The sequence below is a fragment of the Amycolatopsis albidoflavus genome (assembly GCF_039525725.1).
GTDB classification, from domain to species: domain Bacteria; phylum Actinomycetota; class Actinomycetes; order Mycobacteriales; family Pseudonocardiaceae; genus Amycolatopsis; species Amycolatopsis albidoflava.
On record NZ_BAAAHV010000003.1, the window covers coordinates 458,516 to 477,132 of the forward strand.

19 protein-coding genes and 1 tRNA gene are annotated in these 18,617 nt (G+C 68.2%); 10 read left to right on the forward strand and 10 right to left on the reverse strand.

Annotated elements, in window-relative coordinates; genetic code table 11:
- Window position 1 precedes the first annotated feature (1 nt).
- The 3 genes from ABD156_RS03200 to ABD156_RS03210 all read left to right on the forward strand — a co-directional run bounded on the left by ABD156_RS03200 (window position 2) and on the right by ABD156_RS03210 (window position 3,602).
- Entirely contained in the window at window positions 2–2,752 is a 2,751-nt protein-coding gene (locus ABD156_RS03200) for an FtsK/SpoIIIE domain-containing protein (protein WP_344266036.1), read from the forward strand.
- A complete protein-coding gene (locus tag ABD156_RS03205; protein WP_344266039.1) occupies window positions 2,749–3,120 on the forward strand; it encodes a hypothetical protein in 372 nt (123 codons plus the stop codon). Before ABD156_RS03200 ends, ABD156_RS03205 begins: the two co-directional genes overlap by 4 nt.
- A gap of 275 nt (window positions 3,121–3,395) precedes the next feature.
- Complete coding sequence (locus ABD156_RS03210; protein WP_344266042.1) at window positions 3,396–3,602, forward strand: hypothetical protein; 207 nt, start codon at window positions 3,396–3,398, stop codon at window positions 3,600–3,602.
- 53 nt (window positions 3,603–3,655) lie between these two features.
- Here ABD156_RS03210 and ABD156_RS03215 read toward each other — a convergent pair whose 3' ends face one another.
- Complete coding sequence (locus ABD156_RS03215) at window positions 3,656–6,067, reverse strand: endonuclease/exonuclease/phosphatase family protein (protein ID WP_344266045.1); 2,412 nt, start codon at window positions 6,065–6,067, stop codon at window positions 3,656–3,658.
- Window positions 6,068–6,282: 215 nt separating this feature from the next.
- Here ABD156_RS03215 and ABD156_RS03220 point away from each other — a divergent pair, with 215 nt between their 5' ends.
- On the forward strand, window positions 6,283–7,299 hold the full coding sequence (locus tag ABD156_RS03220; RefSeq protein WP_344266048.1) for a CapA family protein: 1,017 nt from the start codon (window positions 6,283–6,285) through the stop codon (window positions 7,297–7,299).
- Between the two features lie 378 nt (window positions 7,300–7,677).
- Here ABD156_RS03220 and ABD156_RS03225 read toward each other — a convergent pair whose 3' ends face one another.
- Window positions 7,678–8,385, reverse strand: coding sequence for an alpha/beta fold hydrolase (locus ABD156_RS03225; protein WP_344266051.1), 708 nt, complete (start codon window positions 8,383–8,385; stop codon window positions 7,678–7,680).
- 98 nt (window positions 8,386–8,483) lie between these two features.
- Here ABD156_RS03225 and ABD156_RS03230 point away from each other — a divergent pair, with 98 nt between their 5' ends.
- Window positions 8,484–9,050, forward strand: a complete 567-nt coding sequence (locus ABD156_RS03230; protein WP_344266054.1) for a TetR/AcrR family transcriptional regulator — start codon at window positions 8,484–8,486, stop codon at window positions 9,048–9,050.
- Here ABD156_RS03230 and ABD156_RS03235 read toward each other — a convergent pair whose 3' ends face one another.
- Complete coding sequence (locus tag ABD156_RS03235; RefSeq protein ID WP_344266057.1) at window positions 9,051–9,971, reverse strand: TauD/TfdA dioxygenase family protein; 921 nt, start codon at window positions 9,969–9,971, stop codon at window positions 9,051–9,053.
- Between the two features lie 325 nt (window positions 9,972–10,296).
- Here ABD156_RS03235 and ABD156_RS03240 point away from each other — a divergent pair, with 325 nt between their 5' ends.
- Both ABD156_RS03240 and ABD156_RS03245 read left to right on the forward strand, forming a co-directional pair.
- Entirely contained in the window at window positions 10,297–10,590 is a 294-nt protein-coding gene (locus tag ABD156_RS03240; protein ID WP_208720114.1) for a hypothetical protein, read from the forward strand.
- Window positions 10,590–11,159, forward strand: a complete 570-nt coding sequence (locus ABD156_RS03245; RefSeq protein WP_344266063.1) for a hypothetical protein — start codon at window positions 10,590–10,592, stop codon at window positions 11,157–11,159. Before ABD156_RS03240 ends, ABD156_RS03245 begins: the two co-directional genes overlap by 1 nt.
- Here ABD156_RS03245 and ABD156_RS03250 read toward each other — a convergent pair.
- Window positions 11,156–11,950 carry an SAM-dependent methyltransferase gene (locus tag ABD156_RS03250; protein ID WP_344266066.1) on the reverse strand — a complete coding sequence of 265 codons (795 nt, stop codon included), beginning with the start codon at window positions 11,948–11,950 and terminating at the stop codon, window positions 11,156–11,158. The two genes, ABD156_RS03245 and ABD156_RS03250, sit on opposite strands and share 4 nt — an antisense overlap.
- Before the next feature lie 21 nt (window positions 11,951–11,971).
- Window positions 11,972–12,247, reverse strand: a complete 276-nt coding sequence (locus ABD156_RS03255) for a hypothetical protein (RefSeq protein WP_344266068.1) — start codon at window positions 12,245–12,247, stop codon at window positions 11,972–11,974.
- 216 nt (window positions 12,248–12,463) lie between these two features.
- On the opposite strand from ABD156_RS03255, the gene ABD156_RS03260 reads away from it, so the two are divergent.
- Window positions 12,464–13,138 (forward strand): hypothetical protein, encoded by a 675-nt coding sequence (locus tag ABD156_RS03260; RefSeq protein WP_344266071.1) that lies wholly within the window; start codon window positions 12,464–12,466, stop codon window positions 13,136–13,138.
- Window positions 13,139–13,387: 249 nt separating this feature from the next.
- Here ABD156_RS03260 and ABD156_RS03265 read toward each other — a convergent pair.
- The 3 genes from ABD156_RS03265 to ABD156_RS03275 all read right to left on the reverse strand — a co-directional run bounded on the left by ABD156_RS03265 (window position 13,388) and on the right by ABD156_RS03275 (window position 14,464).
- Window positions 13,388–13,474, reverse strand: a tRNA-Ser gene (locus ABD156_RS03265).
- Between the two features lie 43 nt (window positions 13,475–13,517).
- Window positions 13,518–13,958, reverse strand: a complete 441-nt coding sequence (locus tag ABD156_RS03270; protein WP_344266074.1) for a nucleoside deaminase — start codon at window positions 13,956–13,958, stop codon at window positions 13,518–13,520.
- A gap of 23 nt (window positions 13,959–13,981) precedes the next feature.
- Window positions 13,982–14,464 carry a tRNA adenosine deaminase-associated protein gene (locus tag ABD156_RS03275; protein WP_344266077.1) on the reverse strand — a complete coding sequence of 161 codons (483 nt, stop codon included), beginning with the start codon at window positions 14,462–14,464 and terminating at the stop codon, window positions 13,982–13,984.
- Window positions 14,465–14,540: 76 nt separating this feature from the next.
- On the opposite strand from ABD156_RS03275, the gene ABD156_RS03280 reads away from it, so the two are divergent.
- A complete protein-coding gene (locus tag ABD156_RS03280; protein WP_344266080.1) occupies window positions 14,541–15,770 on the forward strand; it encodes a M20 metallopeptidase family protein in 1,230 nt (409 codons plus the stop codon).
- A gap of 34 nt (window positions 15,771–15,804) precedes the next feature.
- On the opposite strand, the gene ABD156_RS03285 is transcribed toward ABD156_RS03280, so the two are convergent.
- The gene (locus ABD156_RS03285) at window positions 15,805–16,518 is read right to left on the reverse strand and encodes a class I SAM-dependent methyltransferase (protein WP_344266083.1); all 714 of its coding nucleotides are present in this window, start codon (window positions 16,516–16,518) and stop codon (window positions 15,805–15,807) included.
- 169 nt (window positions 16,519–16,687) lie between these two features.
- Between ABD156_RS03285 and ABD156_RS03290 the strand changes: the two genes are divergently transcribed.
- Window positions 16,688–17,590: a dihydrodipicolinate synthase family protein gene (locus ABD156_RS03290; protein ID WP_344266085.1), complete on the forward strand. Its 903-nt coding sequence runs from the start codon at window positions 16,688–16,690 to the stop codon at window positions 17,588–17,590.
- A 4-nt stretch (window positions 17,591–17,594) separates the two neighbouring features.
- Here the strand turns inward: ABD156_RS03290 and ABD156_RS03295 are convergent, their stop codons facing one another.
- A complete protein-coding gene (locus tag ABD156_RS03295; protein ID WP_344266087.1) occupies window positions 17,595–18,560 on the reverse strand; it encodes an RNA polymerase subunit sigma-70 in 966 nt (321 codons plus the stop codon).
- Between the last annotated feature and the right edge of the window lie 57 nt (window positions 18,561–18,617).

Sequence of the window (18,617 nt, forward strand, 5' to 3'; positions counted from 1 at the left end):
GATGGCCAGCAAGTCAGCCGAGCAACGCAACCGTGTGCAAACCGCTCTCGACCGGGTCCGGCACCAGATCGGGCTCGTGCTCGGGGCCGCGGTCGGCGCGCGCGAAATGGCCGAGGCCGAGGTGGCGCGGCTGACGCTGGAACAGGAGATCGTCCGGGTCGGCATGGATCACGCCGACCCGGCCCAGCAGACGGAATGGGCGCGGCATCCGGCGGCGCACGAGGTGTTCGCCGCGCTCGGCGGCACCCGCACCGCCTTCTACACCGACTGGAGCGCCGGTCCCGGCGAGCTGCGCGACCTCGTCGCCGCGCACGCGCCGGGCCCGGCCGGGCGGCCGCCGAGCGAATGGCTCGGCCGCGTCGGCACGAACTCCGGCGTCACCGCGCCCGGGCTGTGGCGGGTCGGTTCGGCCACCGCGGCCGGACGCGACATCTCGCGCACGTTCGACGTCGCCGTGCCGCTGCTGGACGAATCGCACCTGGCCATCACCTCCGCGCCGAAAACCCGGCCGGTGGTTGACGGAATCGTGCAGGGCCTGCTGATGCGCGTGCTGTCGGCGTTCGAGCCCGGCGCGGTGAAAATCCACCTGTGGGACGTCGGCCAGCTCACCGCGATCCTGCCGGACCTGTACCCGCTCAGCCGCACGAGCGCGCTGTCGCTGTACGACCCGACCCGGCTGGAGGATCTGCTCGACGAACTCGCCGGGCACATCCGCCGGATCCACGCCACCGGCATGCAGGCGGGCCACACCTCGTTGCGGGAACTGCGAAAAGCGACCAACCAGCGCTTGGAGCCGTACCGGATCGCGGTGCTGTACGGCAACGGCGAAACCCTCGACGCGGAACGCGCGCGCGATCTCAAGCGCGTGGCCAGCGGCGCGCTCGCGGCCGGGATCTGCCTGATCCTGGTGGACGTGCCCACCGCGGTGAGCGCGTCGATCGAAACGCTCAGCCTGCTGGACGAACGCCGCGCGGTCAGCAGCATGACCGGCAGCGACCTGGTCGTGGACCTGGATCCGCCGATGCCGTCCGGGCAGGTCATCCGCGCGGCGAACCGCATCGCCGAAGCGCTGATTTCCCGCCAAGGCGGCCCCAGGTCGTTCGCCGACCTGATGCCGGCCGAGATCGGCAAGGAAAGTTCCGCGCGGGAACTTCGCGCGCCGATCGGGTTCCACGAGGGCGAAGCCGTCGAAGTCGTGATCGGCGACGCGAGCCCGCACGCCCTCATCGGCGGCCCGAGCGGTTCGGGGAAGACGAACTTCCTGTACGCGCTGCTGGGAAGTCTCGCCGCGCGCTACACGCCGGACGAGCTGGCGTTGTACCTGCTGGACTTCAAGGAAGGCGTCTCGTTCGCCGGTCTCGCGCCGGGTCGCAAGGACTCCAGTTGGCTGCCGCACGCGAAGCTGGTCGGCGTCAACGTCAACACCGACCGTGAATTCGGGTTGGCGCTGCTGCGTTTCCTCGCCGACGAACTGCGTCGCCGCTCCGCCGCGGCGAAGGAGCACGAGGTCACCAACCTGGCTGACCTGCGCGAACAGGATCCGGGCGGGCACTGGCCGCGGATCGTCGCGGTGATCGACGAATTCCAGTACCTCTTCGCCGGACGTGACCAGGTCACCGCGCAAGCCACGCAGCTGCTCGAAGACATCGCCCGCCGTGGGCGTTCGCAAGGCATCCATCTGGTGCTGGCCAGCCAGGATGTCGCCGGTATCGAAGCTTTCTGGGGCAAGCCCGCGGTGTTCGAGCAGTGCACGCTGCGCATCGCCATGCCGAAGGCGCGCCGGGTGCTCGCAGAGACGAACAACGCGGCTGTTTCCGCACCTAAGTGGCACGCGGTGATCAACCACGATTCCGGTGTCGCACACGGGAACCAGCTCGCGCATGTGCCGGATGCGAGCACTCGCAACGTTTTCGTGAACCTGCAGCAAAAACTGTGGGAACTCTACGCTGGCCGATTCTCCCGGCCCCGCCTGTTCGACGGTGCGCATTCGCCGGTGCTGGAACAGTTCCCGGCGTTCATGGAGCTCAAGCCGAGTCCGCAGCCGCGGGCGATCCTGGGTCAGTCGATCGACGTCACCGAGGCTGCCTGCGGCGTCGAGCTGCCTCGGGTACCCGGCCGAAACATCGCGGTACTCGGCGGCGCGACCGCGGAGGCTTTGTCCATTATGGACTCAGCCGCGCGATCGCTTTCCCGGCAGCTTGAGCTCGGACAGGTCGAATTCCTGCTCCATTGCCCCATTGTGGCCAGTTCCCCCGCGGTTTTGGACTTGAAGAGCCGCCTAGAAGCCGAAGGTCACCTCGCGACACTCACTGAAGACCTCTCCACCGAGCTGGGATCAATCGTCGAGTCACTCTCCACGACGACGCCACGCATCCTGCTGCTGTACGGAGTGGACGCTGCTTTGCCTTCGCTGGAAGCCAAAGCCGTCGGACAGTTGAAGAGCGGCCTCGACCACCTGCGTCTGCTGCTGAAAAACGGCCCCGCGCACGGCGTGCACACCATCGGCTGGTGGCGCAGCATCGCGCGACTCAAGGACACGCTCGGCTTCGGCGGCACGGACGACATCGGAACCTGGGCCGCCTTGGACGTCCAGGGCAACGATCTGTCGCCGTTCGCCGCCGGCCAGGTCGTGCATTGGTCGCCGCGGCCCGGCCGGGCATTGTTCTTCGACCGCACCACGCACGGGGCGCCGGAAGTCATCATTCCGTTCCAGCGCCCGGAAACCGAGCCGACCGCGGGAGGTACGCCGTGACCGAGGGAACCACCAGTCCTGCCATGCGGTACAAGGAAATCGTCGGCCTGGCCCGGGGTTCGGCGGACAGCCTGCGCGCGTGGGAACTGGCGCGGGCGGACGAGATCGAACGCCAACTGTCAGACGCCCAAGCCGCAGTGGTCGCCGCGCAGGATCGGGAAGAGAAGACCCGCGAGCGCGCCAGCCGGTGGTGGAAGATGGCGCTGCACAATGTTTCGCGGCTGAATTTCGTTGAGGCTTTGGATGATCCGCAGCCGGTTACTACGGCTCGGCCGCAGTATTTGGATCGGTATTTGGAAGAGGTCAAGCCGAGTTATCAGGAACTGGTCCAGGCGGTGCTGGGGCTCGGCTGGCGGGCGAAACGTTAAGCCGTGAAAGCCCTGTCCCAGACAGCTAGCGCACTCGGCTGGCGAAACGCGTCAGAAAGTGAACTGAACGACTGAAACTCAGTCGGCCAACTCTATCGTCCATGCCAGGACCGGAGACGCCTCAACCTGCCCGAACGGCGTGGGAGCCACGCCAACCCCAGAGAGTATCCGGCCCACGAAGTCACGGTTCACGCGTGACATCGCCCAGTTCTAGCCGGTGACATCGCGCCCGCGGTCATGAATCGGGGTGATCTACGCGGGGAGAGGCGTACGTCGTGACGGCAACAGTGGCGGAAGTCGCGGCAATTGTTGCCGCCTCCGGAACGCTGCTAGGAAGCATCGCCCGGCCGCTCTTTAAGTGGCTGACGGCGAGAACCTTCGCGGCGAAGGCCCTGCCTCAAGATCTTCCCAAGATCGCTGAAGTCATCCACCATCCAGGCAATCGCGGACAGATGGATCGCCCCAGGAAGCAACAGCCGTGAGGGGAACCCTGAGGGAATCTGATTCCCTCAGGGTTCCCCTCACGAACAACTAGCTACGCCGTACGGCGCAGAAACCGGTCAAGCTGGTCGAGCACGTCGTTGGCGAGATCCGCGAACGGATTCCCCGCCGAAGGCCGGAACCGCACCACCTGCGGGTCATGGTCACTCGCCTGATCAGCGAACTCGGCATTGATATGCACCACGTCGTAATCCACACCGCGCGGAGCAGCGGAAGCCAGGATGTGGTCCAGAACCTGCGACTGACCCTCAAAAACGTAGCTGTACCGCTCAGCCGGAGGCAGTGTCGCGATCAAGTCCTTCAACAACCCACCCGAAGTCAGCTTCGCCAGCGCAGGCGAGAACTGGTAGTCGTTCAGGTCCCCGGCCACCACGACGTTCGCCCGCGGGTCCGCGCCCAGCAGTTGCGACACAAATCCTTGCAGAACCGTCGCCTGCTTTTGCCGCTGCACCTCGGAACTGCGCGTCGGCGGCTGGTAGCGGCCATGCGTCGGCTGGTCGCCGCCCTTGGAGTTGAAGTGGTTGGCCAGCACGAAAACCGTCCGGCCGCGGAACACGAACTCGCCTGCCAGCGGCTTGCGGCTGTCCTCCCACGCCTCGTTGCCCGGGTCGACCCGGCCCGGCGACTGCGTCAGGTGTGCCTTGCCGCGGTCGGAAACCACGCCCACCGAAGAGGTCGGGCTGCCACCTGGGCGATCCACAAAGGACACTCGTGACGGGTTGAACAGGAAGCCCACGCGGATGTTGCCACCCGGCTGTCCGCCGTCCTCGTCGTTCACCGGGTTGATCTGCCGCCATTGGTACTGCGGGCCGCCGGCGGCGACGATCGCGTCGGTGAACTTCTTCAGCGTCTCGTCCGCATCAACCGTGCCGTCGTCGGTCGCGCCGCTGTTGTCCTGGATTTCCTCCAGGGTAACGATGTCCGGCGTCGCGAGGTTGTCGACGATGCCGTGCGCGAGCTGCGCGTACTTGGTGTCCGAATCGGACGGTGCGAGGTTCTCGACGTTGTACGTCGCCACCGAAAGCTCGCCCGGACGCTGCTTGCGCGTGGTCTCCCGCTGCAGCTTGTTGTCCTTGGCCGCACCCAGTTTCGACGCGAACAGCGTGTACCCGCCGAAGTTGCTGTACTCCACCGGACCGGACGTGACGCCAGTGAGCACGTCACCGGTGTTGACCTTCGGAGCCGCTTGCTGCGAGGACGGAATGATCGACTGGACCTTCAGTACCCCAGTGTTGATCTTGTCGTAGCCGAGGTACACCGTGCCACCGCGCGGCGTCGGATTCTGCTGCGGCTTCGTGGTCACGTACAGCTCGCCGTACTTGTTGCTCGGGCCGACCACCCGCGCGTCGGAAACCTGGACGATCTCGCTTTCGTGCGATTCCCAGAAGTCCAGCGCGTACTTCGACGGCTCGAGCGGCAGCGATTCGATGTTGCCGCCCGCGTTGGGGGCCAGCACATCCGGCACCTGATCCGGCGTCAGCACGGTCGGGGCGGGCAGCGGGTTGCCCGACGAGTCGACCGTCCACTGTGCACTGGTCAGCTCGGTCAGCGACTGGTAGTTCGACGTCGCGGGCGCGTCCGGGTAGTACTCCTTGACCTTGCCCTGCGCGGTGATCGCGTCGCCGACCGCCACGTCCGGGGTGGTCGATCCGGTGAACACGAACAGGCCCTCGCTGGTGCGCGGGTCGCTGTCCGGATGCGGGTCGGTGATCCAGAACCCGCGCGCCGAGCCGAAGCTGCGAACCGCGGTGACGATGCCGGTGACGTCCTCGACCTGCTTGTCCTTGAACGGCGAAATCCGCGTGGTGCCCTGGATGTCGTGGATCTTCGCCGGAACACCTGGCTCGCCCGGCTGCGTACCGGTGGTCTCGCCCTTGGTGTTGGTCGGCGTCGGGTCGCCGACCGCGAAGTCCGCGCTGTTGTTGTCGGTGTCGGCGAGCGTCGCCGCGCGCGCGACCGAGGTCGTGTTGGACGGCGCGGCGGCCGGATCCCCTTCGCGGACAACGGCATCGCCGAAGCCGACGAGGTCCTTGACCCGGCTGTCGGCAGCGCAATCGGCAGCGGTCTTGCAGGTCAGCGGCGCGCTGTCGGATACGAGAGCGACGGTCCCGGCGGTCGCGGACATCGCGATGGCCCCGGTCGCGTCGGGCGTCGGCAGCGCGACCGTGCCACCGTTGCCCTTCCCCTCCGCGACGAGGTAGCGGCCCTTCGGCGCGACGGACCCGGCGAGCGGCGTGACCTGCCACTTGCTCGACGCGCTCGCCGAACCAGGCAGATACTGGACGCTGTAGCCGTCGAGCGCGACGGGCGCGCCGCCGTGGTTGGCCAGTTCGATGAAGTCGTTGGTGAGCGTGGCTCCGGAATTGCCGCCACCGCCGTAGACCTCGGCGATCAGGGCGTCCGCGCTCGGTGCCGCCGAAGCGGGCGCGGCCAGTCCGCCAAGCACGAGAGCAGCTGCGGAGACGGCAACCGCGCCTCTGGTCAGTCTTGCCCCACCGGCGCTGCGGCCCCCGGCGGGACGACGGGATATGGTCACCCTGAGTCCCCTCTGCATGTCAACGGTCGAGGCATCGTCCCCCGAACAAGCGAAGCAGAGGAAGACGAAAGGGCAACGATTCGTAACGAGCTGGAGGGATTTCCTCCTTTGGACGGGTTGACGCAATGATCACGCTCGTACTCGGCGGAGACGTCAACCTGCAGGGCCGCGCGAACCCGGAAACGGCGTTCCACCCGTTGACCTCGCTGCTCACCGGTGCCGATGTGCGGTTCGTGAATCTCGAAGGACCGCTGTCCGGCTCAACCGGCATGGACATCCCGCACAAGCCGAACTGGCGGCACTCGCCGCCGGAGATGGTCGCCGCGCTGACCGGCGCCGAGATCGACGTGGTGTCGGTGGCCAACAACGTCACTTACCCGCCAGCCGCGGCGATGGCGAGCCTCGCCGTGCTGGACCGCGCCGGAATCGCGCATTGCGGCGCGGGAGCGAACCTGGCCGAAGCGCACGCGCCGGCGATCCTCGAACGCCCAGGCGGCCGGATCGCCTTCCTCGCCTACACCTCGCTGTGCTGGCCGGTCGGGCAAGAAGCGACGGAAGACTCCCCTGGCGTCGCCGTGGCGAGCGCTTACACGTCGTACCAACCGGATCCGCGCGTCCTGGACGTCCCCGGCCGCCCGCCGATCGTGCACACCACGCCGGTCCGCCGCGACCTGGAGCTGCTGCTCGCTGACATCCGCCGGGCCCGCGCCGAGGCCGACCACGTCGTGGTGTCGATGCATTGGGGCATCCCCGGCGAAGAACTGACCGAGTACCAGGTGACCTACGCGCACGCGATCATCGACGCCGGCGCCGACCTGGTCGTCGGACACGGTCCGCACACCGTGCAACCGGTCGAGGTCTACCGCGGCTGCCCGATCCTCTACAGCCTCGGCAACCTCGTCTTCGACTGGCCCGCCATGCGCGACCGGCACCGCGACGGACTGCTCGCCGGCTGCGTCGTCGGCGAGCAGATGCGGGTCGAATTAGTGCCGATCCGCCGCGACGAAGACAACGAATGCGTACCGTTGACGGGAGCGGACGCCGACGACGCGCTGCGGCGGTTTGTGGAGCTGTCCGCGCGGCGCGGGACGAACGTGACGGTCAGTGATGGCTTCGCGACCGTCGAAGGACTTCGCAGCTAGACCGCCGGTCCCGCCGTCACCCGGACGGCGCATCTGCCTTAAATGCAGCTCAAGCCCGGGGTCTACCGGTACCGGGCGGGAGTACCTTACCGATGAGCGCGGAAACTGTGGCCCAGACCACTTTCGGGCCGCATCCCGGGCTCACGGGTAGCACCTCGCGGGGGAGGCGACACGGTCACGTGGGGGTTGACCGTCGTCGAGTGCGCGGGTGCCACCACCCGGGAAAACAGCCGCGGGCGCGGGACTTTCCGCTTCGCCCGCGACCGCGGCTCCACGGATTTGCCCCGGGGAAGCCTCGCGAGTGGCGAGGCGCCGCCTTAACCGCGCAGGGGAGCGCGGGAGGGGGAGGAAGGCGGCCCGCCTCGCCACTCGTGAGCACTATCCGCTGACGAGAGCCGACGCGACGCCGTCCACCACGCGCGCACACGTTTCTCCGTGGGTGAGCGGCAGGTAATGACCGGCCCCCGGCACGATCTGCAGCGCCCCGTCCCGGCAGGCAGCCAAAAACCGGCGTTCGCCGAGTCGGAAGTGGTCGTGGCGGCGGTTTAGCAGAAGTACCCGCCCCGGGTACCGCGCCAGGTCGGCTAGCGGGTCCATCCCGGCGGCCGCTTCCATCACGTCGGGAATGACCTCGGACGCGATACCCGCGGCAATGACCGGCTCGGCGACTTCGGCCGGAAGAACCCGGCGGAGCAGCCACGCGCTGAAGGACGCACCGTCGTCAGCAGTCGTCGCCAATCCACGCCGGGCGAACCGGAAACCGCCGCGCAGCACCGAACTCGGCGCGAGCGAACATCCGGCTCCCACCAGGGAAGCGACCCGATCCGGATGGCGTGCCGCGGTCGCGATCGAGACGTAGCCGCCGAGCGAATGCCCGACCAAAACCGCCCGGCCGCCGACCTCGTCAATGGCCTCGGCGACCGCGTCCACTGCGCCGTCGAGGGTGAACCGCTCCCCGCGCCGCGTCCCGTGTCCAGGCAGGTCCGGCGCGGCGATTCGGCCGCGTGCCAGGCGTTTCTGCTGCTGCCAACACGCCCCGGACAGCCGGATGCCGTGTACGAAAACCACCGGCAGAACGTCGCTCATGCCCCCACCTCCGAATGCAACGGATCGTTGCATTCGGGTCTACCACGACGCCGAGACCAAATGCAACGCACCGTTGCAAATCTGGCTAAGATCGGGCCATGAACCGGACTGCCTCCCGCCCGCGCAAGGCGGACGCCATCTTCTCCGCGACCCTCGCGCTGCTGGCCGAACGCGGTTACGACGCACTGACGATCGAGGCTGTAGCGGCGCAGGCCGGAGTGCACAAAACGACGATCTACCGCACGTGGGCGACCAAAGACGAGGTCTTCGCCGATGCCCTGGTCCAGGCTCCGGAACTGACCTTCGCCATCCCCGACACCGGCTCCCTGCGCGGCGATCTCTTCGAGCTCGCGAAGCAAATCCACCGGCTGCTGTCCGATCCCGCGAACCGGCGCGTCATCACGGCCGTCGTCTCCGCGCTGCCCGACCGTCCCGCCACCGCCGAGGCAGCCGGACGCTTCTTCGCCGACCGCCTCGGCCGCGAGCAGGCCGTCTTCGACCGCGCCCGCGACCGAGGCGAACTAGCCGACGCCGCGGATGCAGAGATGGTCATGGATCTGCTGGGCGGAAACCTGTGGTTCCACACGCTGATCCGAGCGAAATCCGCCGACGACGCCTACCTCGAACGACTTGTCGACACCGTCCTCACCGGAGTCACCCGCTGATCAGTACGGCCGATCCCCGACGATCGCGACGCGCTCCGCGATCCGGACGTGCGGGTGGTAGTCGTTGACCGCGTAGTGCTGAGTCGCGCGGTTGTCCCAGAACGCCACCGAATCCGGCTCCCAGCGGAACCGCACCTGGAACTCCGGCGTGTGCGCCTGCAGGAACAAATACCGCAGCAGCCGGTCGCTTTCGGCGCGGTCGAGGCCGACGATGTGCGTGGTGAACGCCTGGTTCACGAACAACGTCCGCCGTCCGGTCTCCGGATGGGTGCGCACCACCGGGTGCTCGACCGGCGGGTACGCGTCCTGCCACTGGGCCAGCAGATCCGGGTCGGTGAACCGGTCGAAACCGGGGATGAAGTCGTGCACCGCGGTCAGGCCGTCGATCCGCTCGCGGACGTCGGCGGGCAGGTTGTCGTAGGCGGCGGCCATGTCGGCCCACATCGTGTCGCCGCCGATCGGCGGGACCTCGACCAGGCGCAGCACCGAGCCGAGCGCCGGATTAGGCCGCCAGGTGACGTCGGTGTGCCAGATGTTCTCGTACCCGGGCATCCCGGCGGTGCGGGTGAACCGCACGACCTCGTCGGAATCTCCCCGCGGGATGAACGGGTTGGTTTCCAGCTCACCCCAGTTCGCGGCGAACGCGCGCTGCTGCTGCGACGTGATGTGCTGGTCGCGGAAGAACAGCACCTTCCACTCCAGCAGCGCGCGGTTCAGCTCCGCACGCAGCGGCGGCGGCACCGGCGCGCCGAGGTCCACTCCGGATATTTCAGCGCCGATCACTCGTCCGAGCGGGCGCAGGGTGAAAAGTTCGTACGGAGCTTCGGCACCGGAAAGGCGGCGCAGCACGCGCGGGCCTTCGAGGATTCCGTCGTCCGGCGTGGCGGACGAGCGCAGGCGGGCAGGCAGGTCTACAGACATGGCGGTACTCCCGGAAGAATAGGTGAATTCGGCTGTAGCAGCGGAAAATCGCCTACGCGGGAGGAGAGCCGAGACGACCGCGACGCTTGAGGAGGGCGGCCACGCCCTCGCCGTCCGTCCGTGCCGGGGCACGGCCGGCTAGCGGCACTTCCCGGTTCTCTGGCATGACTCCAATTCTGGCGGTCCGGAGAACGCCCGGTCAAGGATCCCCACGATGTGGAATCGTCGCACGCCCGGCCGAGTGACCCGGGCCGCCTCGATGGGGTTAGATCTCTCCAGAGGGTGGCGGGCCGCGGTTCGCGCTCTCCCGGAAGCGGAGGTCCCGATGGCAGGTTCGACGAGCGAGCGGCTCAACGCCGCCGCGGACGCGCTCGATCGAGCGGCTGCCGACGCGGACCGCGCGGCGGGCCGGTTCTCCGAAGCCCGCCTCGAATCGACGCCGTGGGGGATTTCCGCGCCCGCACGGGAAATCGCCGCCCGGTGGGAGGCCGCGCTCGCCGCGCGGGACGTCGACGCGCGCATCCTGGGCGACGCGACGTCCGACCTCGCCGGCCAGCTGCGGATGGCCGCCCGCGGCCACCACCACCGCCCGACGATCGCGACGGCGCTGCTGAGTTGATGCCGTTCCTCCACCCGGCGCTGGACAACGCGGCCGCCGGGCTTGCTTCATTGGGCGCCGCGGCCGCCGTGATCGGCGCACCGGACCCGATCACCGCGCTCAGGCAGATCGACTGTTCCCCGCAGACGATCCGCGAATCGGCGCGCACCCTGTCGGGCGGCCGCGACGTTTTGGTCATGGCCCGTCTGGAGTTCGAACGCGGAGCGCACAGCGCGGAACGCAAATGGGGCGGCGAACCGGCCGCGCAATTCCGGGGCAGCGCCGACGAACTGGACGCGCATTACCGGCAGGCCGCCGAAGCCGCCGCCCGCACCGCGTCGGTCGGCTTGGATCTGGCGGATCTCCTTGACCGGCTGGCAGATCAGACCGCGGCGCGAGTCATGCTGATCGCGGAAGGCGTTTCCCCGGCGGCCGCCGCGCTGCTGGCCGGAGACCGGTCCGCGGAACCGGCGGTCCGAGAGGCGTGCGGAACTATCGCCGAAGCGGTCGCTCGCGGCGTCGCGACCATAGGAGAGGCAACGACTTTCCTCGACGCCTTCGGAACACCGGTGCTGCAGGAAGAAAACTAGCGAGTCGCGGTCACGAATCCGCCGCGCGTGATGTCCAACGGCTCGCGTCCGTACTGGACGGCAAGTTCCGCGACAGTAACGGTTTCCGGCCGCCAGCCGTGCTCGGCGAGCCACTCCGGAGCGTCGCCGGCCAGCCCGCCGAGCCAGAGCGACGTGACCTCGCCGCCGACGTTGCGAGCCTGATCCAGCAGCCCGTCCCGCTCACCGTCCGGCCGATGCTCGAAGGAAATCCGGCTACCTGGCGCGGATAAGTCGGTGACGGTCGTGAGCAGCCGCTCCGCCTCGTCCCGGCTGAGGTAGATGAGTAGCCCCTCGGCGAGCCAAACCGTCGGCTGTTCCGGGTCGAATCCCGCGTTTTCCAAGGCAGCGGCCCAGTTGTCCCGCAAATCCACCGGGACAGCCGTGCGCTCGCACCTTGGCCGCGCACCTTGCTCGGCCAACACGGCTTCCTTGAACGCGAGCACGTCCGGCAGATCGACCTCGAACACCCGCGCGCCGTCCGGCCAGCCAAGCCGGAACGCACGAGCGTCGAGACCGGCCGCGAGCAGCACCGTCTGCGTCCCGCCGGAAACGAAGTCGTCGAAGAACCGGGTGCGGATCGCGACCTGCTGCGCGAACACCATCCCGAGCCGGGAATCCCGCTCCTTGCCTTCGAAGATCGCGCGCCCGGCATGGAAGAACGCGCCCGCGTACGGATCCTCGAACAGCCGGTCCGGCCGCCCGCTCTCCAACGCCCGAAGCCCAGCCACCCCAACCGCGGTCTTGCCGACCGGCGGAAGCTCTTCGCTCATGAGCCCAGCGTACGGACGAAGCTACTTCGGCATCAGGGCTTTGATCTCCTCGACCAGCCGGCGCACCTTCTTTCTGTCGGACGAACTGTAGTAAAAGGTGCACAGGTCGGCCTTGTCGCCACCGGAGGCCGGGTTCTCGATCACCGCCGTCGACGCCCCGGTCACCTTGAACTTGAGACACCCCGGGCTGAACGCGCGGGGTTCGGTGTTGCTGACCCCGCTGATCCTGCTGACCCTGAAACTGTGCGTCTTGTCCGCACCGAACAGGCCGTCTTTGATCGCGGCCTTGATCGTCACCTGTTTGCCGCTGAACGAGAGCGAACGACGCCGGGCATAGATGTACAACGCGCCACCTCGGGTACGGGGACCAGCTACCCGGAAGGTCAAACGAACGAACCCCGGCCGGAGTGCCCGGTCGGGGTTATGCCGATATGTCATAACCAGTTGACCTATTTACACAAGTGCACTACCTTACTGTGCGACAAGGTGACCTCAATATGACAGGGACTGACCATGGAGAACATTCCCGCCCTCACCAATTTTCTCCGCACCGTGAGTGACGCGTGCTTGACGTTCGCGAGCGAGCTGGAGACTGCGTCAGCGACACCCGCGCCTGCCGAGGACATCGAACTGCCGCGCGGGCGCGGCCAGCGCCAGCAACAGATCCTCGAGCTTCTCCCAACAACCGACGATGCTGGGATGAAGACCGCTGATATCGCCGCAACGATTGAGTACGAAGTACCAAATACGCACTCAACACTCCAGGCCCTCGAGAGAGCTGGCCTGGTCGAGATGGTTCCCAGGGCAACGCCCCAGCGTTGGCGTATCGCCGCCCGCTACCGAACAACATCGGCAGTTTTCAAGCGGGTCTCTTCGCGGATTCGAAAGGGCGAGTGGGCAAGCTACGGAGATATCTCGATCGCCGTCCGTGGCGACACCGCTGCGGCACGAGGTGTCGGCCGTGCCGCCGCAACCGACCCCGAGTTTCCGCACCCTGAGCGATTACTGATGGATGATGGCAGCGTGAATCCGCGCTGGCACGACAGTGAAGGCCGCGGTCCTGAGCACTGTCAGCTGCTGCTCGAGAAACAGGGCATTAAGTTCACAGACGGCCGAGCAAGCAGCGCCCAACGGGTTTCGTGGGCACTTCTCGCCGAGCGAGACAAAACAGAAGCCGTCCCCGAGTAGAGGTTAATGCTCGGAAGGGGCCGAGCAGGAGTCTCGCTAGCTATCGGCCCCACCAGGGATGCTGACGGTGTCCTTCTGTATGCGACACAGTTGACAATCCTGTCGCGTGGGCAACCCGCCGCGCAGGACTCGGGTCGGGCGGGGAAAGATCGGGACCCGGTTTGAGGTCCTCGCTCAAGCGCAACTGAGTGCCAACGCGAGAACGCCCGGCGACCCCCTGTGGGTGCCGGGCGTTCTCACTATCGCGAGCGGTGGCGGTGGGATTTGAACCCACGGACGGGATTAACCGTCACACGATTTCGAGTCGTGCTCCTTCGGCCGCTCGGACACGCCACCGCCGAGAACAATACCGGACCCCCGACAGCGGGTGCGGCGGGGGTTACTCGGCCCCCGGCCGCCGGTCCGCGAAGTACGCCTCGAGCAGGGCGGCGCAGTCGTTTTCGAGCACTCCGCCGAGGACTTCCGGCCGGTGGTTGAGGCGGCGGTCGCGCACGACGTCCCACAGGGACGACACCGCACCGGTCTTGGGCTCCCAGGCTCCGAACACCAGCCGGGCGACGCGGGCGAGCACGAGCGCGCCGGCGCACATCGTGCAGGGCTCCAGCGTGACCGCGAGCGTGCAGCCTTCGAGCCGCCAGCCGTCGCCGAATTTGCGGGCCGCCGCGCGCAGGGCGAGGACCTCCGCGTGCGCGGTGGGGTCAGCCAGCTCGACGCGCGCGTTGCGGGCGGCGGCCAGCGGACGTCCGTCCGGATCGAAGACGACCGCGCCGATGGGCATGTCCGCACCAGGAGCGCGGGCCGCGTCCAGCGCGGCCCGCACGGCCTCGATGTCGTCCGGCCGTCTCAGAGCTGGTCCAGCAGTTTCGAGAACTCGGCCTCGAACCCGCACCGCTGGGCGATCATCTGGAGCTGCTCGTCGGGGTAGAGGTCGACCTCGCCGACGATCACCTCCAGCTCGCCGCCGGGAAGGCCGAGGTCGGCCAGGATGTCGAGGTCGCCCTCGGGCCACACGGCGTCGTCGTCCTCGTCGGGCGGATCGACGCGCAGCACGTCGAGGACGTCCGCCGCGATGTCGTAGTCGAGCGCCGCCGCGGCGTCCGACAGCAGCAGCGACGGTCCCCTCGGGCTGGGCCGGACGATCACGAAGAACTCGTCGTCGACGGCCAGCAGGCCGAACGCCGCCCCGGTCGACCGGAGCTTCCCCAGCTCGGTGATCGCCGCGTCCAATTCTGTGAGCGCCGAAGAATCGAGCGCACTGCACCGCCACCGACCGTCTTCACGGACCACAGCTATCGCGAAGCCCGTGACCGGCTCTTGCACCGCCATGCGCACACCGTATTCCGCCTCGCTGACGAACGCACGCACGGTGCGCCCGAAGCGTGCGAGGTGCCACTATCGAGCCATGACCGGACCCACCGACCTCCCCACTCTGCCCGGCAATCGGCACGCCGGGCTGCTCGACGCCGCTCGGCAGCTGCAAGACCGCACTGTCGAGCTCCGCCGCGCTGTGCATCGGCACCCCGAACAGGGCTTGCAGCTGCCGCGCACCCAGGCGGCGATCCGCGCCGCACTGGCCGACCTGCCGATCGAACTCACCGACGGCCGCTCCACGACGTCGCTCACCGGCGTGCTGCGCGGAGCCCGTCCCGGACCGGCCATCCTGCTGCGGGCCGACATGGACGCGTTGCCGCTGACCGAGGACACCGGCCTGGAGTTCTCGTCCGAGATCGACGGTTCGATGCACGCCTGCGGACACGACACGCACGTCGCGATGCTCGCTTCAGCGGCGCGGCTGCTGTCGGAGCGCGTCGACGACCTCGCGGGCTCGGTGGTGTTCATGTTCCAGCCGGGCGAGGAAGGCCTCCACGGCGCGCGGCACATGATCCACGAGGGCGTGCTGGACGCGGCGGGCACGCGCGTCACGCGAGCCTTCGGCCTGCACACGATCGCCAACAGCCCGAGCGGAGTCCTGCAGGTGCGCGGCGGACCGATGATGGCCTCAGCCGACACGTTCAGCGTCGAGGTCACCGGCCGCGGCGGCCATGGTTCGGCTCCGCACGACGCCATCGACCCAGTCCCGGCGGCGGCCGCGATGGTCGGCGCGCTGCAGACGATGGTCACGCGTCGCATCAGCGTCTTCGACCCGGCAGTGGTCTCGGTGACCCGCATCGTGGCCGGGACGACGACGAACATCATCCCCGAGACGGCGGTGCTCGAGGGGACCATTCGCACCCTGTCGGAGACGACGCGGTCCTTCGTCCGCGAGGAACTGCCGAAGGTGTGCGAGGCGGTCGGAGCGGCCCACGGATGTCGCGTGTCGGCCGGAGTGGACCCGGGTTACCCGACGACGGTCAACGACCCGCAGGTGGCGGCTGAGGTGTTGGCGCTGGGCGCCGAGGTGCTGGGCGCGGAGAACGCCGAGGAGCTCACCACGCCGATCATGGGCGCGGAGGACTTCTCGTATGTGCTGCAACGGGTTCCGGGGACGTTCGCGTTCATCGGGGCCCGGGAGCCGGGAGCGGATCCGGCGACCACGGAGGACAACCACTCGAACCGGGTGAGGTTCCACGAACCGGCGATGGCAGCCGGGGTAGCCATGTACACCGCGTTCGCGCTGGACGCTCTGCGCTGAGTTTCCGGCCCGCCCTTGACCGGGGCGGGCCGGCTCACTCGGCTTGCGCGAGGAAGACGAACTCGCGGTCCGGCCGGTCGGGTGCCTGCCGGAGGTCGGTGACTCGGTAACCCTGCTCTCGCAGGCTTGCCTCCACCTCGTCCTGGCTGCGGAACCGGAGGGTCGAATCCGAGGTGAGGACGCTGCCGTCGGTCTGGAACGTGTAAGTCATGCGGAACGAGACGAGCGGCAGCCGGATTTCGGTGACGTCGACCCGCTGCTCCACCGCGCCGATCCCCGGCACCTCGCGGGTGTGCGGCGGCACATCCCAGGTTTCCCAGGCGCGGTAGTCCGGCCGGCGGGTCTCGAACACCAGGTGCCCGCCGGGCCTCAAGGCCGTCCGGATCCCGCGGAGGGTCGCGGCCCAGTCGTCGTCGGTCAGGAAGACCTGCGCGACGTTCCCGGTCATCACCGCGAGATCCGCGTCGAGCGCGGGCAGGGTTGTCGCGTCCCCGAGCCGCCAATCGACCCTCGGGTCCTTCGCTCGCGCGATGTCGAGCGACGCCTCGGCCGGATCGACGCCGACGACCGTGCGTCCGGTTCCGGCCAGCAAGACCGCCAGGCAGCCCGTCCCGCAGCCGACGTCGAGCACCCGGCGAGCAGCCAACTCGTCGGCGATGCGGACGTACGCGGGCAAGTCGACCCGGTCGCCATCGAAGGTGTCGTAGATCGGCGCGAGGCGGGGATCGGCGAAAATCGCATCAGGCACCGGACCACGGTACTCAGCGACTCTCCTTCGCCCATCTTGTTTTTCTCCAGGTCCAGCCTTCGCTGACGTCGAACTGGGACGCTTATCCCAAAGATCAGGACACTTGTCCCGCAGGTCCGCGTGTTACGCTCCGTGCGTCGAGACATCATATATCAGATCGGATCTGCTCGTGGCGTTCGAGAAACAGCGACAGCGGCTCGCCGGCGTGGTGGCGATCCCGGTGACCCCGTTCACCGCGGCCGGGGACGTGGACGCCGAGACGTACGAGCGGCTTGTCGAGCGGCTCGTGCTGAGCGGCGTCGAGGTCGTCACGCCGAACGGCAACACCGGCGAGTTCTACGCGCTCGACGAGCAAGAAACGCGGCAGTGTCTCGAAGTCACCACGAAGGCCGCGCGCGAGGCGAGCGTCCTCGCTGGGGTCGGCCATGACGTGAGTACAGCCGTGAAGGCCGCGAAGCACGCGCGCGCGTCTGGAGCGGACATGGTGATGATCCACCAGCCCGTGCACCCGTACGTCTCGCGCGCGGGCTGGATCGACTACCACCGCGCTATCGCGAACGAAGTGCCCGAGCTCGGGGTTGTCCTGTACGTGCGCAACCCCGCCATCGAGGGTTCAGACCTGGCACAGCTCGCCGACGTCGCGCCGAACGTGCTCGGCGTGAAGTACGCGGTGCCGGACCCGGTGCGCTTCCGCACTGTCGCGCGCGACGCGGGGTACGAGCGCTTCGTGTGGATCGCGGGCCTCGCCGAGCTGTCCGCCCCTGGGTACTTCGCAGTCGGCGCGACAGGCTTCACCTCCGGCCTGGTGAACGTCGCTCCGCAGATCTCGCTCGACCTGTTCCGCCGGCTGCGCAACCACGATTTCGCCGGGGCGATGGAGATCTGGGACCGGATCCGCCCGTTCGAGCAGATGCGCGCCGCGGAGGGCAATGCCAACAACGTCAGCGTGGTCAAGGACGCGCTCTCCCAGCTTGGCCTGTGCCGCCCCGACGTGCGGCCGCCAAGCAGGCTGCTGACGGCCGCCGAACGGGACCAACTGTTCGAAATCCTGTCCTCGTGGGGGCTTGCGTAACGCGTCAGGCGAGCGCTGGCGGGAGGTCGAAAGCCGGGAAAACTTCCGGACCGAAGGTGGTCACCTCCGCGACGCGGTCGCCGTCCAGACGCAGCGTCACCAGTCCGAAGGCCCGGAACTCTCCGACTGTGCGCGCGTACGTGGCGAGCGCGGGCAGACCGTTCGCGCGCGTCTCGACAACGCGGAACTCGGCAGCGTCGCCGCCATGCAACGCCGGTGCCCAGCCTTCGAGCACAGCAGCCCGTCCCGCGTACCACGTCGGTTCCGCTCCCATATGCCCGCCAGCGCCAGGCGCGTGGCTGCAACGCACGTCTTCGCGCAACAGTTCGGCGAAGGCCGCTTCGTCGTGCTCTACGAGCGCCTTCACGTACTTCGCAACGACAGCCCGTTCCTCGTCGCTCGCGGACGCCGACGCCCACTCCGTACGTCGCGTAGGCAAGTGCTCCTTCAGCTCGGCCCGCGCGCGCAGCACATTGCTGTTCACCGACGCAGGCGTCGTACTGAGCGCTGAAGCCGTTTCGCGCGCAGACCAACCGAGTACGTCGCGAAGCACCAAGGCAGCCCGCTGTCGCGGCGAAAGATGTTGGATGGCTGCGAGGAACGCCAACTCCACCGTCTCGAGCGCGACGACGACAGCGTCCGGCTGAAGCGCGCTGTCGGGAGCGGGCTGCAACCACGGCACCGCGACATCGGGACGCGGCGCGAGGTCGGAGTCGTGCGTGACCGGAAGATCGAGCGTCGGCAGCTCGCGCGGGTGTGCGTCGAGGTGGTCCAGACACGCGTTGGTCGCGATCCGGTACAACCACGCCCGCAGGCTCGCGCGGCCCTCGTATGTCGAACGGCCGCGCCACGCGCGCAGCAGCGTCTCCTGGACCAGGTCTTCCGCCTCGTCGAACGAGCCCAGCATCCGGTAGCAGTGCACCCGCAGCTCGTGCCGGTACGGCTCGGTCTCGCTCGCGAAGTCGGTCATCTGTTCAACCATGTCCGATAAGACGGCCGGGCACCGGAAAACTCAGCAAAGCCCAGC

Coding starts and splice junctions, on each gene's coding strand:
- ABD156_RS03250 (WP_344266066.1), bottom strand. CDS start 11,950: ATGAGCGAAGAGCTTCCGCCGGTCGGCAAGACCGCGGTTGGGGTGGCT.
- ABD156_RS03260 (WP_344266071.1), top strand. CDS start 12,464: ATGGAGAACATTCCCGCCCTCACCAATTTTCTCCGCACCGTGAGTGAC.
- ABD156_RS03220 (WP_344266048.1), top strand. CDS start 6,283: ATGATCACGCTCGTACTCGGCGGAGACGTCAACCTGCAGGGCCGCGCG.
- ABD156_RS03295 (WP_344266087.1), bottom strand. CDS start 18,560: ATGACCGACTTCGCGAGCGAGACCGAGCCGTACCGGCACGAGCTGCGG.
- ABD156_RS03225 (WP_344266051.1), bottom strand. CDS start 8,385: ATGAGCGACGTTCTGCCGGTGGTTTTCGTACACGGCATCCGGCTGTCC.
- ABD156_RS03280 (WP_344266080.1), top strand. CDS start 14,541: ATGACCGGACCCACCGACCTCCCCACTCTGCCCGGCAATCGGCACGCC.
- ABD156_RS03240 (WP_208720114.1), top strand. CDS start 10,297: ATGGCAGGTTCGACGAGCGAGCGGCTCAACGCCGCCGCGGACGCGCTC.
- ABD156_RS03275 (WP_344266077.1), bottom strand. CDS start 14,464: ATGGCGGTGCAAGAGCCGGTCACGGGCTTCGCGATAGCTGTGGTCCGT.
- ABD156_RS03245 (WP_344266063.1), top strand. CDS start 10,590: ATGCCGTTCCTCCACCCGGCGCTGGACAACGCGGCCGCCGGGCTTGCT.
- ABD156_RS03200 (WP_344266036.1), top strand. CDS start 2: ATGGCCAGCAAGTCAGCCGAGCAACGCAACCGTGTGCAAACCGCTCTC.
- ABD156_RS03230 (WP_344266054.1), top strand. CDS start 8,484: ATGAACCGGACTGCCTCCCGCCCGCGCAAGGCGGACGCCATCTTCTCC.
- ABD156_RS03235 (WP_344266057.1), bottom strand. CDS start 9,971: ATGTCTGTAGACCTGCCTGCCCGCCTGCGCTCGTCCGCCACGCCGGAC.